The sequence below is a fragment of the Pectobacterium peruviense genome (genome assembly GCF_002847345.1).
GTDB lineage: Bacteria > Pseudomonadota > Gammaproteobacteria > Enterobacterales > Enterobacteriaceae > Pectobacterium > Pectobacterium peruviense.
In genome coordinates this window covers 37106-52469 of the sequence record NZ_LXFV01000058.1, presented here as the reverse complement: position 1 = coordinate 52469, position 15364 = coordinate 37106, and the positions used below count along the sequence as shown (strand labels likewise).

Sequence of the window (15364 nt, the reverse complement as noted above, 5' to 3'; positions counted from 1 at the left end):
GCCTGCTGGCGTGGAACCTATTTTCACGCCAGTCATTGCTGTTGAGGTAACCATGAGCACTGAAAGTAAACCCACTAAAATGATGGCAAAGCCTCACACCCCAGAAGGCCCACGATTAACCGGAAAAATTGTCGCATTATTGGCAGGTCTTTCGGCTATTAGCATCTTGTCCACAAACATCATCCTTCCAGCATTTCCAGAGATTGGGGAGCAGCTCGGGGCGTCCGCACGCGAACTTGGCCTGACGCTTTCCAGTTTTTTCATTACCTTCGCGCTAGCTCAGCTGGTGGTTGGTCCGCTGTCGGATCGCTACGGACGCAAGACGCTCGTCTTGGGGGGACTATCACTATTCATCGTTGGCACGGTAGTTGGCGGCCTTGCCGGTTCACTTGACACGCTGATCGTAGGAAGAGTCATCCAGGCGCTGGGTATATGCGCTGCTGCGGTGTTAGCGCGCGCGATTGCACGTGATTTGTTTGAAGGTGAAACACTGGCGCGTGCGCTGTCTCTGACGATGATCGCGACGGCTGCTGCCCCCGGATTCTCACCGTTGATGGGGAGTGTACTGACCACCACATTAGGGTGGCGAGCGATCTTTATACTGGTGGGGCTTGCCGCCTTTATCATCGCGGTGTTTTATGCTCACGGGCTGGGGGAAACACACCCCGCTGAACGCCGTGCCCCGCATTCCATTTCAGGCGTACTACTTGCCTATGGACGGTTGGGATTGGACGGGAAATTTATCCTTCCGGCACTGTCGATGAGTCTGTTGATGAGCGGATTATTTGCTTCTTTCGGTGCGGCACCAGCGATTCTGATGAGTGGGATTGGCCTATCATCGCTCCAGGCTGGACTGTACTTTGCTTCCACCGTATTTGTTGTCTTTGGGGCAGGCATGGCTGCACCGCGACTGGCTCGCCGTTATGGTCCACGAAGGATTGCTTCGGTGGGGCTCACTACCGCGTTAGTCGGTGGAAGCTTGCTACTGGTTGGGCCGGAAGCACCGAGTTTGAGCTGGTACACCTTGTCCATGGTCGTGTTCCTCTGGGGAATGGGCTTAGCCAACCCACTGGGAACGGCGATTACAATGGGCCCCTTTGGGAAAGAAGCTGGCTTGGCATCTGCTCTGCTTGGTTTTTTGACGATGGGAATGGCTGCGATGACAACCTGGCTCGGCTCGGTACTGACGTTTCCCGCTGTCACCACGCTGGGCGGTATACAGGCAACGGCGTGTCTGGTTGCACTGGTATTGTTTCGCTGTCGCTCACAGGCAAGTGTGAATAAAGTGGGCGTTTAACTATCCGGCCTAAGTATAAGTTTCTCAGGCTTTAAGCCCGTATTCACCGCATCGGAAACCCCGAAGGGGTTCCCGATTTCATGGCCGATTTACTCTGCTACAACCTCATCATTGATGGCATATGCCGTGCAACTGGTGGCATCTTTAGGCTGGAATTTTTCGCAGTTCTTAACCGCTATGTTAGCCGCCTCACTACCGGTTCGCGCCCAGTATGCTGTTCCCCATGCCCCATCTTTACCCGTCGCAAACGCTTTCTCATAAAGCCGTGCTGTTTCATAGTTTCTGAACGCCTTTTTGCCTGCGAGGTTATTAAGGGTTGCGGGGGAAACGAGATGTGTTAACGGCAACGTTACGACTTCCTCGAATGGCAAGTGTTGCTCTGCAAGGAAGTCAGCTACGCGTTTCCACCAGAAATTCTCTGGAGCCGTATCCATAAAAACGTGCCCATTTTTTCCAAAAGCTGGCATTTCAATAAATTCAGCGTTACCTCCACCACTCCGGTAGGCTTCATAAAATGCTCTGCCCATTTTGGGCGTGAAAGATTGATCATTGCTGGAATAGAGCCACAGGGAAGGGATGCGCGCGGTTACGCCATAAGTGGTGAAGGCATTAATCAGACCGGCTCTATCACAAAGTGATTTGCCGTCGATGGAACCTCTGCCGCCGTCAAAATTGATTATAGCCTGAACGCCAGGAGGGTTTGCCGCGCTGGTTGCCAGAACGGCAAAACCGCCTGCTGACATCCCTGCTAGGATCGCTTGATCCGCAGAGGCCCAAGGCTGGCGTCTTATTGCCTCAAGCGCAGCCAGCATATCTCTGGTGTCTTTTTCACCTGCCAGTTTATGCAGCGGCTGCTTGCAGGAACCGCCTAAATATTCAGCCCCACCACTTGAATAGCCGTATCCTTCGCGCAATACGCTAACGGCAGCATAACCGTGGCGTGCAAAGGCAAGCGTAGTTGACGATTCGCGGTTTGGATTCAGTTCCCAGCGATCAAACTCGGCAGTGCCAACGGTACCGTTAGTGATCACCACCACAGGGAGTTTTGTTTGGCCAACTGGCCGGGTAACAAATGCATCCAATATCGCTGGAGTACCATTATCCAGTGTTACCTGCAACGTAAGCGGTTCTCTGATCAGACCCTCGAATTGCTGATTTTTTAGGGAAACATTCTGTGGTGCGGCGATGGAAGAAAAGGCGGTACAAAACAATGCAGTGGTGACGATTACTCTGGTAAGGCTGGCCATAGAGTGGTGTCGCATTTTTGTTAACCTTGGTTGGTGTTTGATGATGTATTTTCATGCAAAGCCGCTCGATAAATATCAGGTATTCATTCCGGCTTCAACGGTAACTGAAGGCCCGTTTAGCTGCGGTTTAAAGGCGTGTCGATCTCTTTGATCTCTCCTTTTGTTCAGTAACGCTGTTCAGTAAGTTTGCCCTCAATTCTGTCTTCTAAAATCGGTGCTGATTGGATACCTAAAGAGCAGCAAAAACCTCAGTATAGGCACCAGAGGTGTTAACCGCCTAGATTAACCAGCAGGTACAGACCGTGAGAATCGGAAATGTTGAAGGGTTTTGCGGGTGGTTTTACGTTGTGGATTTTTGAGTCGTTAAGAGACATGTGGGGGTCACTCCGTCATCGAACCAACCTGACCCCAAATCTGACCACCTCATTCTTCTAATGTGGGGACGAAAACGGAATGCGCGTTTAGGACGCTTTGCACATGAATTTATTAAACAAAGTGCTGAAAAGCAAAAATCCCGCTTAAGTTTCCTTAAGCGGGATTTCCTAAATTTGGCTCCTCTGACTGGACTCGAACCAGTGACATACGGATTAACAGTCCGCCGTTCTACCGACTGAACTACAGAGGAATCGTGTGAACGGGGCGGATGATATCCGGCACCCGCGGTACTGTCAACGGCAAAATCAGCTTTCTCGTCTGACTGTTTAGGCTATGTACAATTTATTGTTTTTTTTATGAGTTAGTAAATGGATGGTGCACGGTAGTCGATGCTACTTTGCCAGCTTTTTAGTCGGGCGAGCGGATCTTGTCGATAGAATTTTTGGAAGCAGCGATACAGATCGGGGAAGCGCTCTTCGAGAAGCTCAGGGGCGCTGAAGAAATATTCCGACAGCACCGCAAAGCATTCTGCTGGATCGTGGACGGCGTAAGGATCCATGCTAGCGGCATCTTCTCCTACCAAATCGATTTCTTCCTGTAAGGCATCCATTGCGGCGTGCAGGTGCTGTTCCCAGACAGTAATATCGCGTAGTGGAATCAAGGGAACGCCGGTTGCTTCACCGCTACTGCGAATATCCAGCTTGTGTGCGACTTCATGAATGACGAGGTTGAAACCGGAGAGGTCGAAAGAGTCCTGCACTTCCTGCCAGTTGAGGACAATTGGTCCCTGATCCCAGCTTTGCCCTGATTGCACCATCTTCCCCTTATGCACGAGTCCGATGTCGTCTTGCCACTCTTCCTCGACAATGAACGGGCCGGGATAAATCAGAACCTCATGGAAGCCATCCAGCGCATCCATTCCCAGCGACAACACTGGCAGAGAAAACAGCAGAGCGATGCGCTGCTGCATGATGTCTGTCAATAGCAGTTCCTGTAACGGAATCAAGCGCTTTTGTTTCAGAAACTGATCGGCAAGGGCGACGAGTTTCTGGTGTTCCTCGTCGCTTAAGGGCGCGAGAAGCGGGATCGAAATTGCAGCTTGCCAATGTTCAAGCGTCTGCACCTGAGGTTGAGTGTTATTCCACGGCCATTTAATCATTGCTATTGCTCGTTAAGTCGTCACTTGAATTTAAAGGCGAGGGCGGGTGCTGTTAACATGCCGCAAAAACGGGCATCATGGCAACAGCTTAAACGGAGAGATGCCGGAGCGGCTGAACGGACCAGTCTCGAAAACTGGAGTGGGGGTAACTCCACCGGGGGTTCAAATCCCCCTCTCTCCGCCAATTATGTAATAAAATAAGTAAGTTAATGGTTGTTTCGATTTTTTCCTGCATAAAGCTATATATGAAAGCCACGTGTTAAAAATGGCTTTTTTCTAACTCACTATTTTTATCATGTTGTATTTTTCCGAGCATTCACTTTTACCTTCTCTAGCTCACACTCTCAAAACAAACTCGCTTTATGTCCTTGCTGGCGTGTGCAAATCTCTCTGGCCGACGGATTGAGATCGGTGTGCGAGAAAAAAAGAATTTGTCTAATAATGAGGAAGATTCATCCGTTGGGTTAGGGACACGATGCAAACCTGCGATGATGAATAGGGCGCTATTCTTTTTCTGATGTGGGCTGAATGCAGGTTTGCCATTAAGACGGGATAGCTATTCCGGCGCGTATTCGATCCTGTTTCTGCCGTTGGCTTTGGCCTGATAGAGTGCATCGTCCGCAGCCTTTATTAGGCACTCATAATCTGGATGACCGCTATACACGGCGATGCCTGCGCTGATGGTCATCTTGACGCTTTCACCGTTTTGAAGATGGATAGAGTGATTCTCGATTTTCTTTCTCAGCCGTTCGATGATGGTGTGAGCGGCAACTTTAGGTGTCTCAATGAGTACGATCAGGAATTCTTCCCCGCCATAACGGAACACATAGTCGCTGTTTCGCGTGCTCTCATACAGAATCTCTGCAATCCTTTTCAGGATGTTGTCGCCAGCGGCATGACCATAGGTGTCATTGACGGATTTAAAGTGGTCAATATCAATCATAGCGATGCTGAGCGGCGTATTTGAATGCATTGTCAGCGATATTTCGTGTCGAAGAATCGTTGGCAGGAAGCGGCGGTTTAGCAGAAGGGTCAATGTATCCTTGCCACTCTCCAGTTTTTGAACTTCGTCAAATAGCGATCCCAACAGCATATTTATTTTATAGATTTTACTTCTGACCGCTTTAAGTAGCGGTGCGTAATCCTGCTGCGTCAATAGTGCTGTATGACTATAGTTGCGGATGTACTCATCGGTTTCAGTCATGATTGTCGCGATGGTACGTATCCCCTGAATGTTACTGAAGCTGGATTTCCCCTTATGGTTAAACCACAGGCCAAAATCAGAATCGCTTAAATCCTGGATGCTGGAAAGTGGCGTACCGGTAGCAACGCTAAAAATAAAGGCATTTTCCCAATTTAGCAGCGATGCATTCTGCCGTTCTCTCTCCATACTGGCATTTTCCAGAATAGAAAATAGCCGATAGGATTCTTCATTCTTGGCTGCCAGATCGTGCGATTGAGAATACGTTTTACTCATTATCTCTATGGCGATGTCCATCGAAATGGAAGCGAAACGCATGGCATCGAAGCATAGCGCTTTATCATCTGCCACCTGTGCGATGTCTTCATAAAGGTGCCATTTGAGACGCCGAGCGCCGCGTTCAACCAGATCGACAGGAATACCAATACGTGCATGAATCTGACCAATTTTCTTTTGATGGCTAATCAGATCTGCCAGATGGTCCCCTGTATTCGTTAAAATGGCGGCTATCCATTTGCTCATCGAACCATGGAGTCGATCATGGACTTGCTGGCTGGAAAGAAAAAGCGACGCTTCTTGGTCTTTGAGCATGTAAGTGTAGAACTCATCGGCAAAATCGGATGCTTTCTGATCGGCGAGGGTGCGTAGTAGATTAAAAGATTGCTGTGAGGTTGTAGCTATCAATTGCGTCCATTCTGATGTTATGACTTGATTGTAGCCCGACTCACCGTGATCTCTCTGTTCATTAACGTTCAGTAGTTCGTTCAACTTTTAATCTCTTTTGCGAATATATCGGATGTACTAGGATAGAAACGATCAATTTTTGCCTGAATAATCGATATTTAATGACAGAGAGGGTCAACATGGCGTTGTTAAAAATAAATAAAATTAATCATTTCATACAGGTACTATTATTACCGTAGTTGTCAATGATAATGCTGTTTTTTTGATGTTAGAAGCTATTTTGAGATAAATTTATGAAAGTTAATGATCTGGTTACTGTTAAAACCGATGGGAAGACGCGCCGGGAAGGGACGATTCTGGCTGTGGATACATTTCAAGAAGGGGTTATGTATTTAGTGGCATTAAAGGATTACCCAGCGGGCATCTGGTTTTTCAATGAAGTTGATAGTAAGGATGGCACGTTTGTTGAGCCAAAGACGTTGCCGATAAAAGAGTAAAAGCGAATATATCAATATGCGAGCATTGTTCGAGTGAACAATGCTCGCAGTGTTTTTAATATCCAGTATTAGAACGTTTCCCAGTTACCATTTTCCGTATTGGCTTGACGGGGAAGGGCGAGCGATGAACGGCCCTTAGCGGCCAGCGCGTTCGGTCTGGCAGGTGCTGAATGACCGCTTGATAAATGGCTGGATAATTTAAATGTCGCAACTGCACGGGTAAGCAATGCTGCTTGCTCTTCCAGCGATGCTGCTGCAGCGCTAGCTTCCTGAACGAGCGACGCATTCTGCTGTGTCACGCTGTCCATTTCCGATATTGCCTGACCGACCTGAGTAATTCCTCGGCTTTGTTCGTCAGACGCAGAGGCAATCTCGCCCATGATGTCGGTGACGTTAGTGACGGCATCGACAATCTCTTTCATGGTTTGGCCGGCGTTATCAACCAGAACAGAACCACTGTTGACCAGGTTGACTGATTCGGAAATTAGCGTTTCGATCTCTTTTGCCGCTTGCGCACTACGCTGTGCGAGACTACGAACTTCGCTCGCGACAACGGCAAAACCACGACCTTGTTCTCCCGCTCTGGCTGCCTCAACTGCGGCATTAAGTGCGAGAATATTAGTTTGGAAAGCAATGCTGTTAATGACGCTGGTAATTTCAGAGATTTTCTTTGAACTACCCGAAATGCTGTTCATCGTGTTGACCACGTTTGCCACGATGTCTCCACCCTGCTTGGCTTTCCCAGAAGCATTCGCCGCGAGTTGGCTTGCGTGGTGCGCATTTTCTGAGTTCTGCTTCACGGTTGCGGTTAATTGCTCCATGCTTGCCGCGGTTTGTTCAAGCGCTGCGGCTTGTTGTTCGGTGCGAGAGGAGAGGTCGGTGTTACCGGATGAGATCTCGGTTGAACCTTGATAAATAGAGTCCGCGCTTTCCCGAACGGTAGTGACGGTAGTAACCAGTGAAGACTGCATTTGTTGAACATTGCTAGCGAGTGTACCAATTTCATTCTTGCCATAACGGTCTGACATTTGAGTCAGATCGCCCTGCGCAATACGCTGAATTCTCATGACCAACTGATTTATTGGTTTGATGAGGATCCCTCTCAGAAGGAAAAATGTCATAAGCGTTAAAATGGTGGCAAGAGCAAAGCTACCTCCCATCAACGAATAGCCGAGCAGCGCGTTTTTATGCGCCGTTTCGTTTAATTCTTTCGCTCTTTGCGTACGGTAAGAGACGGCCTCTAGCAAAAATTTGTTATAGGCCAAATCTAAAACACGGGTTTCTTCAGATTCGAGCGTGATGACCTCCTCAAACAGTCCTTGCTTCGCTGCAGTAAGCATCAGCATAAGACCTTGATTGACATAAGCATCATAGGATTTGCGTAAATCGCCGTCCAACGCCATATCTTGAGGTGTTTTAACTGAACGTTCTTCATACACAAGGAAGGCTTTCTTGGACTGTTCCAGACGTTGTTCAGCTTGCTTCAGGTTGTCATTGAAGACCTGAGAGTCACCAATACGTGCCGCTGCCGCTGCCTGAATTAGCAATAAACGTGCAGTGCGAAGGTGGTTGGAACTGTTTGAAATCCCCATTCGGGTATCGATTTCTTGTGTAACGTCATCTAATGACTGATTGCTGCTTTGTAAAAAGTAGCTGGATGTGCCGATAGATGCTGCAAATAACAGCATGATACCACCCAGAATAATGATGAATAAGGGAACTAGCCGTAAATTGCTCAGCATGCCAGCCTCGACGTGCTGCTCAGACCTTGAAGTTATTTTCATATCCATTCGCTCATTCTCAGGAAATTATGATTTACCATGCCACTAGCGGCGGCATTGGCGTTTAGGCTTTACTGTCTACATTAATGACAATCCATTAGCTAAACAACCAATGTAAAAGATAATCGGCATATATTGAGAAACCTTAATCAAATTCGATGCGATCCCGATCACGTTTTTAACTCTTTAAAAAGAAAAGAAAATTACGTGGTGTGAAATCATACAGATTGATAATGAAAAATAAAGTGTCTGATGCCCTAACTTTATTTGTCTGGGGTTCAACGCTATTATGTGGGCTCTATCTTTGGAGGGATTTTTCTTGGAAAAACGCACGCATTTTTTTTCTGATAAAAAAGTTGTTTTTTTTATCGCCACATTATGCTGTTTACTGTGGGGGAGTGCCTATCCGGCAATTAAAAATGGCTATGAGCTGTTTCACATTGCGGATAATGATATTCCTGGAAAACTCGTTTTCGCGGGTTATCGCTTCACGTTCGCAGGACTGTTGTTGCTGGCGCTTGCCGTGCTAAGCGGGCGATCTATCGGGCGTTTCCAGCGTGGGCAGTTAGCCCAACTGACAATATTGGGAACATTTCAGACATCATTACAGTATGTTTTTTTCTATATCGGTCTGGCTTATACTACTGGTGTTAAAGGCTCGATCATGAATGCAACCAGCACGTTTTTCAGTGTTCTGCTTGCTCACTATTTATACCAAAATGATAAATTAAATATCAATAAGATAATGGGGTGTATATTAGGTTTCGCTGGTGTGATGGCAGTTAATATCAATAGTAATGGAATGAATAGTAGTTTTACACTATTAGGTGATGGATTTGTCGTTATTGCCGCATTTATTTTATCTGCATCGACTATATATGGTAAGCGGATATCACAAACGATGGATCCAACCGTCATGACCGGCTATCAACTCGCTATTGGTGGGATCATTTTAACAATATCAGGATATTGTACAGGCGGGTCACTTATCCTACCTGATTGGAAGGCTGTATTGATGTTAGGCTACCTTATTTTGCTCTCTTCCGTCGCTTTTTCATTATGGAGTCAATTGCTGAAATATAATCGAGTCGGTATGGTTGCACCATTTAATTTCCTCATCCCAGTGTCTGGCACACTGCTGTCAGCACTGTTTCTTAATGAGAGCATTCTTGAGTGGAAATATTTCTTTGCGCTTATTCTGGTATGTTCAGGTATTTGGCTGGTTAACCGGATCGTGAAGACGTGATCGGACAAATGCTTCTATATACAGTGCACCTATCGTTTTGCTGACGCATCCTGCCGCGTGACTCTTGAGCGCGTTAAAACCATACGGTTGTTTCGTATGACTTCATACTGTCAGCGACTGCAATTCATTGCCACGGCTAGATCATCCCTTTTTATATCAATAAATTAATTACTTATCTGATTTTTCACTGCTATGCCTATATACTTTGTTATTGCTGCAACAGCATGTTGGCAGGAGATAGATAAATTTTGCTTCAGAACATGCTGTTAAGTGTTTTTGGGGTAAAAAGTGTAAGTTTTTAGTGAAAGGTATAAACTTACATAATGGTGTATGTTTTTGGTGCAGTGGGTTTTTTGTATAGGTATCATTTACATAGCAAGCAAATTGTTTCTTTTTTATTATTTCGAATGCTTTTTTTTGTAACGTTTGATGTGCGATTTTGACGTAAAAATAAGCATAAAAGTGATCTGACCAGACAGGGTTAGGCTCATAATGCTTTCATTTGTGTGATCTGTGTCACATAATGGCTAAAATCATTCTTCAGCCGCGTTGTATGTGCTATGGATTAGGCGGTACAGTTGCGCTGTTTTAGGATTAATCCTATGCTTTAGCTGGAGAGGGTCTTCAGAGTAGGACTAGAAAGCAACGGATGAACGGATTCGTAGCGTGATGCGTAAAGTTGGCAGGTAACGATTGCCCGAATAATAAATGATAAAGTAGTAGCTCGCAGTATCTGGCACCGATAGTTTTTTATGCCATCAATGGAGAGTGATTTTCGAACTGGGCGATATGGTCTATCACCTAACTTATGTTTTAAACATAGCCTGTCGGGATGGGAAATATGGGTACCTCTGAATTACTCAAACACATTTATGACATTAATCTGTCTTATTTGTTACTAGCGCAACGCTTAATTAATGATGAAAAAGCCTCTGCAATGTTTCGTCTGGGAATCAATGACGAGATGGCAAATATCTTGATGCAACTGACTTTACCGCAAATGGTGAAATTGGCAGAAACTAACCAACTGATATGTCATTTCCGCTTTAACGATCACAATACAATCAAAGTCTTGACTCAGGAATCACGCGTGGATGATTTACAGCAAATCCATACGGGGATTTTGTTGTCGAGTAGCTTATTACAACAGTTAACTTCGAAAGAAGAGAACCAGCCTAAGAAAAGGGCATAAGTAATGGCGGAGAAAAGTATTGTTCAGGAAGCGAAAGACATCCAATTAGCGATGGAGCTCATTTCGCTCGGTGCTCGTTTACAGATGTTGGAAAGTGAAACTCAGTTAAGTCGCGGACGATTGATTAAACTGTACAAAGAACTTAGAGGAAGTCCGCCGCCAAAGGGAATGTTACCATTTTCAACGGATTGGTTTATGACCTGGGAACAGAATATTCATTCATCAATGTTCTACAACGCCTACAACTTTTTAATCAAGAATGGGCAGTGCAGCGGTGTTGAAGCAGTTATTAAATCTTATCGACTCTACCTGGAACAGTGTGCGCCGCAGAGCGATTCCCCACTGTTAGCATTGACGCGAGCCTGGACATTAGTCCGGTTTGTTGACAGCGGTATGCTGCAACTGTCGTCATGTAATTGCTGTAAAGGGATGTTCATTACTCATGCTCATCAACCTAAAAACAGTTTTGTTTGTAGTTTGTGCCAACCCCCTTCCAGAGCGGTAAAAAGGCGTAAACTTTCGCAAAATCTTGCCGATATAATACCTCAACTGCTGGATGAACAGGTAAAACACGCAGTCTGAGCCTGTAGCATTTGTGAATCTATCACTGTTGGTTATGAAGACGGTGGTAGATTTCTTCCTCAAGAACGTCCTGGCTACGGCTCCGCAGTTTTATCTCACGTTCCGCCCACCTTTTTTATTATAAGGATTTCTTGTGCTGGTTATATTGGGTTATATCGTAATTGTGGCCTCGATACTCGGCGGTTATCTCATGGTCGGTGGGGCCTTGGGTGCGCTTTATCAACCTTCGGAGCTGCTGATTATCGGCGGTGCTGCGGTAGGTGCTTTCATTGTTGGTAACAACGGAAAGGCGATAAAAGCAACAATACGTGCGTTACCTCTTTTGGTCAAAGGCTCCAAGTACAATAAAGCATTGTATATGGACCTCATGGCTTTGCTCTTTCGTGTGATGGCCAAATCCCGCCAACAAGGCATGCTTTCCCTGGAATTTGATATTGATAATCCTCGTGAAAGTGAAATCTTCTCAAGCTATCCTAATATCCTTTCCGACAACAATATTGTTGAGTTTATCACCGATTATTTGCGTTTGATGGTCAGCGGTAACATGAATGCGTTTGAGATTGAAACGCTGATGGATGAAGAGATCGAAACGGTTGAACACGAAAGTGAAGTGCCTGCGTCTAGTTTGACGATGATGGGGGACGGTCTCCCTGCGTTTGGTATCGTCGCTGCAGTTATGGGTGTTGTTCACTCACTAGCCTATGTTGACCGGCCTGCCGCTGAATTAGGGATGATGATCGCCCACGCGATGGTGGGAACCTTCCTTGGTATTCTACTGGCTTACGGCTTTGTCTCTCCATTGGCTGCTTTACTGCGCCAGAAAAATGCAGAAAAAATCAAAGTATTGCAGTGCATTAAAGTCACGCTACTGTCGAGCCTTAATGGCTATGCTCCGCAAATTGCCGTTGAGTTTGGGCGCAAAACGTTGTACTCGACGGAGCGTCCTTCCTTTACCGAATTGGAAGAGCACATTCGTCGAGTGAAATCACCGACTCAGCAAGCGTCGGACAGTAACGCATGAAACATCAGCATCCCATTATTCGCAAAAAGCGTAAGTCTGGACATGGGGGCCACCATGGTGGCTCCTGGAAGATTGCCTACGCTGACTTTATGACAGCAATGATGGCATTGTTTCTGGTAATGTGGCTTATCGCAATTTCTACGCCAATGCAGTTGGCGCAAATCGCAGAGTATTTTCGTACTCCGCTAAAGGTTGCGTTAACGTCAGGCTCTAAATCAAGCGACAGTTCCAGCCCGATTCCCGGTGGAGGGAATGATCCGACTCAGCAAGATGGTGAAGTGAAAAAGTCCATCAAAACGGATAACGTAGAAAAGAAGTTGGATGAAGTCCGGCTCAATAGGCTGCGTGAACGCTTGGATCAGTTAATTGAGGCCGATCCACGATTACGTGCACTCCGTCCGCATCTATTAATTGAAATGATTGAGGAAGGATTACGCATCCAAATCATCGATAGCCAAAACCGTCCAATGTTTAAAACCGGTAGTGCGCAGGTTGAGCCTTATATGCGAGATATCCTGCGCGCGATAGCCCCTATTCTGAATGACTTCCCTAATAAGCTGAGTATTTCCGGTCATACCGATGATGTTCAGTATACGACAGGGGAGCGTGGTTATAGTAACTGGGAATTGTCTGCAGATCGTGCCAATGCATCACGCCGAGAGCTTATTTGGGGTGGTTTGTCTGATGGAAAGGTTTTGCGAGTTGTTGGTATGGCTGCGACAATGAGCCTCAAACAGGCGGCAAGTGGAAATGATGCGATTAACCGACGCATTAGTTTGTTGGTATTGAGCAGACAAGCGCAAAAAGACATTGAAGAAGAAAATGCAGAAAGCTCTGCTGTAAATATAGACAAGGTGGAAAATTTACAAAATATGGGGTTGGATAAGCCTAAACCTACCACTCCGGCTGCCGAAAATAGTGATAACAACAATACGAGTGGAAGTGGTGGAGCATCGCCACAACCAACTAATGGAGTTCCTGCTCCAGAGCGTCAACAGCCAACCACCGCGTTGCCTGCTGCGCCCGATAGCCAGGCGACGCCTTCTCAATAAGCCGCGATTCACAGCAGAGGTGACCACGTGAGCATGGACATGAGTGCTTTCTATCAAACATTCTTTGATGAAGCAGATGAATTACTGGCAGATATGGAACAACACTTATTATTGTTGGATCCATCAGAGCCCGATACCGAGCAATTGAATGCGATTTTCCGTGCGGCTCACTCTATAAAAGGAGGTGCTGGTACATTCGGTTTTAAAGCATTGCAGGAAACTACGCACCTTTTAGAAAACCTACTCGATGGGGCAAGACGTGGCGAAATGCGTCTTAGCACTGATATCATCAACCTGTTTCTGGAAACAAAAGACATTATGCAGGATCAGTTGGACGCTTATAAAACCGCACAGGAACCCAACGCTGAAAGCTTTGAGTACATCTGTCAGGCTCTGCGCCAGCTTGCTCTGGAGTCTAAAGCTGATGATGATGCAGCCCAGCATGACACCTCGACTGCAACGCACTCTACCAGTCCGTCATCTAATGGCGCGGGTAAGGGCGAAATGCGTATCGCACTAAGCGGCCTGAAATCTCAGGAAATACCTCAGATGCTGGAAGAACTCGGCAATTTGGGAACCGTTAAAGATCCTCACCAGACTGACACTAGCGTAGAAGTGACATTGGTCACGTCTGAAAGTGAAGACGATATTAGTGCAGTGCTGTGTTTTGTTCTCGAACCTGAGCAAATCAGTTTTAAACCTGCCGTAACCAGCCAACCTGCCGTCGCTGAAGTCGTGGAGACATTAGCGGTGGTTGAAGCAGCGCCGGTAACGCCTGCACCAGTTGCTGCAAAACCGCAATCTGCACCGGAAAATGGAAGAAATAAAGCAAAGACCGGTGATACCAGTATTCGTGTAGCGGTAGAGAAGGTCGATCAACTGATCAACCTCGTTGGTGAGTTAGTCATTACGCAATCGATGTTGGCACAGCGCTCAAGTGAACTCGATCCTGTGGCGCATGGCGACCTACTCAACAGTATGGGTCAGTTGGAACGTAACGCTCGCGATCTGCAAGAGTCCGTTATGTCGATCCGTATGATGCCGATGGAATATGTATTCAGCCGTTTCCCTCGTTTGGTCCGTGACTTGGCTGCCAAATTGGATAAGCAGGTCGAGCTAACGCTGATGGGGAGTTCGACTGAGTTGGATAAGAGTTTGATCGAACGTATTATCGATCCTCTAACACACTTGGTGCGTAACAGCCTCGATCACGGTATCGAATCTCCAGATAAGCGCGTTGCTGCCGGTAAGGCTGCAGTGGGTAATCTGACGCTTTCTGCGGAACATCAGGGCGGTAACATCTGTATTGAAGTTATCGACGATGGGGCAGGGCTCAACCGTGAGAGAATTCTGGCTAAAGCTTTGTCCCAAGGGTTGGCAGTAAACGACTCGATGTCTGATGAAGAAGTGGGCATGTTGATCTTTGCTCCAGGTTTCTCCACCGCTGAGAAGGTCACGGATGTTTCTGGCCGTGGTGTGGGCATGGACGTGGTGAAGCGAAATATTCAGGAAATGGGTGGCCATGTCGAAATCCACTTCCAGGCTGGAAAAGGCACGACTATCAGAATTTTGTTGCCATTAACGCTAGCCATTCTCGATGGCATGTCCGTTAAAGTTAACAAAGAAGTCTTTATTCTGCCGCTTAATGCCGTGATGGAATCCTTGCAGCCGCAGTCGGAAGATTTGTATCCGTTAGCTGGCGGAGAGCGCGTATTGCAGGTCCGTGGTGAATATTTGCCTCTCGTTGAACTGTTCCATATCTTTGATGTGGATGGCGCTAAAACGGATGCTACTCAGGGTATTGTTGTTATTCTGCAAAGTGCAGGTCGACGCTATGCCTTGTTGGTCGATCAGTTGATTGGGCAACATCAGGTCGTCGTGAAAAACCTGGAAAGTAATTATCGCAAGGTACCAGGCGTTTCAGCCGCTACCATTCTCGGTGATGGTAGCGTTGCGCTGATTGTGGATGTTTCAGCGTTACAAGCGCTTAATCGTGAAAAGCGTGTGGTTGAAACCGCTGCTTAATAAAA

The 15364-nt window shown here is 46.6% G+C and carries 12 protein-coding genes and 2 tRNA genes; 9 read left to right on the top strand and 5 right to left on the bottom strand.

Annotated features, from left to right (window positions below):
• Positions 1–52 precede the first annotated feature (52 nt).
• Positions 53–1297 carry a multidrug effflux MFS transporter gene (locus A0G03_RS20910; protein ID WP_048259570.1) on the top strand — a complete coding sequence of 415 codons (1245 nt, stop codon included), beginning with the start codon at positions 53–55 and terminating at the stop codon, positions 1295–1297.
• 89 nt (positions 1298–1386) lie between these two features.
• On the opposite strand, the gene A0G03_RS20905 is transcribed toward A0G03_RS20910, so the two are convergent.
• The 3 genes from A0G03_RS20905 to mtfA all read right to left on the bottom strand — a co-directional run bounded on the left by A0G03_RS20905 (position 1387) and on the right by mtfA (position 4078).
• On the bottom strand, positions 1387–2559 hold the full coding sequence (locus A0G03_RS20905) for a dienelactone hydrolase family protein (RefSeq protein ID WP_048259571.1): 1173 nt from the start codon (positions 2557–2559) through the stop codon (positions 1387–1389).
• A 534-nt stretch (positions 2560–3093) separates the two neighbouring features.
• Positions 3094–3169: transfer RNA gene (locus tag A0G03_RS20900), tRNA-Asn, on the bottom strand.
• Between the two features lie 111 nt (positions 3170–3280).
• Positions 3281–4078: a DgsA anti-repressor MtfA gene (mtfA, locus tag A0G03_RS20895; protein ID WP_048259572.1), complete on the bottom strand. Its 798-nt coding sequence runs from the start codon at positions 4076–4078 to the stop codon at positions 3281–3283.
• Positions 4079–4172: 94 nt separating this feature from the next.
• On the opposite strand from mtfA, the gene A0G03_RS20890 reads away from it, so the two are divergent.
• Positions 4173–4262: transfer RNA gene (locus A0G03_RS20890), tRNA-Ser, on the top strand.
• Positions 4263–4634: 372 nt separating this feature from the next.
• Here A0G03_RS20890 and A0G03_RS20885 read toward each other — a convergent pair.
• Positions 4635–6047, bottom strand: a complete 1413-nt coding sequence (locus tag A0G03_RS20885) for a diguanylate cyclase (protein WP_048259573.1) — start codon at positions 6045–6047, stop codon at positions 4635–4637.
• 209 nt (positions 6048–6256) lie between these two features.
• Here A0G03_RS20885 and dsrB point away from each other — a divergent pair, with 209 nt between their 5' ends.
• The gene (dsrB, locus tag A0G03_RS20880; RefSeq protein WP_048259574.1) at positions 6257–6460 is read left to right on the top strand and encodes a protein DsrB; all 204 of its coding nucleotides are present in this window, start codon (positions 6257–6259) and stop codon (positions 6458–6460) included.
• Positions 6461–6528: 68 nt separating this feature from the next.
• Here the strand turns inward: dsrB and A0G03_RS20875 are convergent, their stop codons facing one another.
• Positions 6529–8250, bottom strand: a complete 1722-nt coding sequence (locus A0G03_RS20875; RefSeq protein ID WP_048259575.1) for a methyl-accepting chemotaxis protein — start codon at positions 8248–8250, stop codon at positions 6529–6531.
• 280 nt (positions 8251–8530) lie between these two features.
• On the opposite strand from A0G03_RS20875, the gene A0G03_RS20870 reads away from it, so the two are divergent.
• From A0G03_RS20870 to cheA, 6 genes are all read left to right on the top strand, one after another.
• Positions 8531–9487: a DMT family transporter gene (locus A0G03_RS20870; RefSeq protein ID WP_189339526.1), complete on the top strand. Its 957-nt coding sequence runs from the start codon at positions 8531–8533 to the stop codon at positions 9485–9487.
• An 841-nt stretch (positions 9488–10328) separates the two neighbouring features.
• A complete protein-coding gene (gene flhD / locus A0G03_RS20865) occupies positions 10329–10679 on the top strand; it encodes a flagellar transcriptional regulator FlhD (protein WP_048259577.1) in 351 nt (116 codons plus the stop codon).
• Positions 10680–10682: 3 nt separating this feature from the next.
• Entirely contained in the window at positions 10683–11261 is a 579-nt protein-coding gene (flhC, locus tag A0G03_RS20860; RefSeq protein ID WP_048259578.1) for a flagellar transcriptional regulator FlhC, read from the top strand.
• 133 nt (positions 11262–11394) lie between these two features.
• Complete coding sequence (gene motA, locus A0G03_RS20855) at positions 11395–12282, top strand: flagellar motor stator protein MotA (RefSeq protein ID WP_048259579.1); 888 nt, start codon at positions 11395–11397, stop codon at positions 12280–12282.
• Entirely contained in the window at positions 12279–13334 is a 1056-nt protein-coding gene (motB, locus tag A0G03_RS20850; RefSeq protein WP_048259580.1) for a flagellar motor protein MotB, read from the top strand. The genes motA and motB overlap by 4 nt, the downstream gene beginning before the upstream one ends.
• A 39-nt stretch (positions 13335–13373) precedes the next feature.
• Positions 13374–15359: a chemotaxis protein CheA gene (cheA, locus tag A0G03_RS20845; protein WP_189315238.1), complete on the top strand. Its 1986-nt coding sequence runs from the start codon at positions 13374–13376 to the stop codon at positions 15357–15359.
• The last annotated feature ends 5 nt before the right edge of the window (positions 15360–15364 follow it).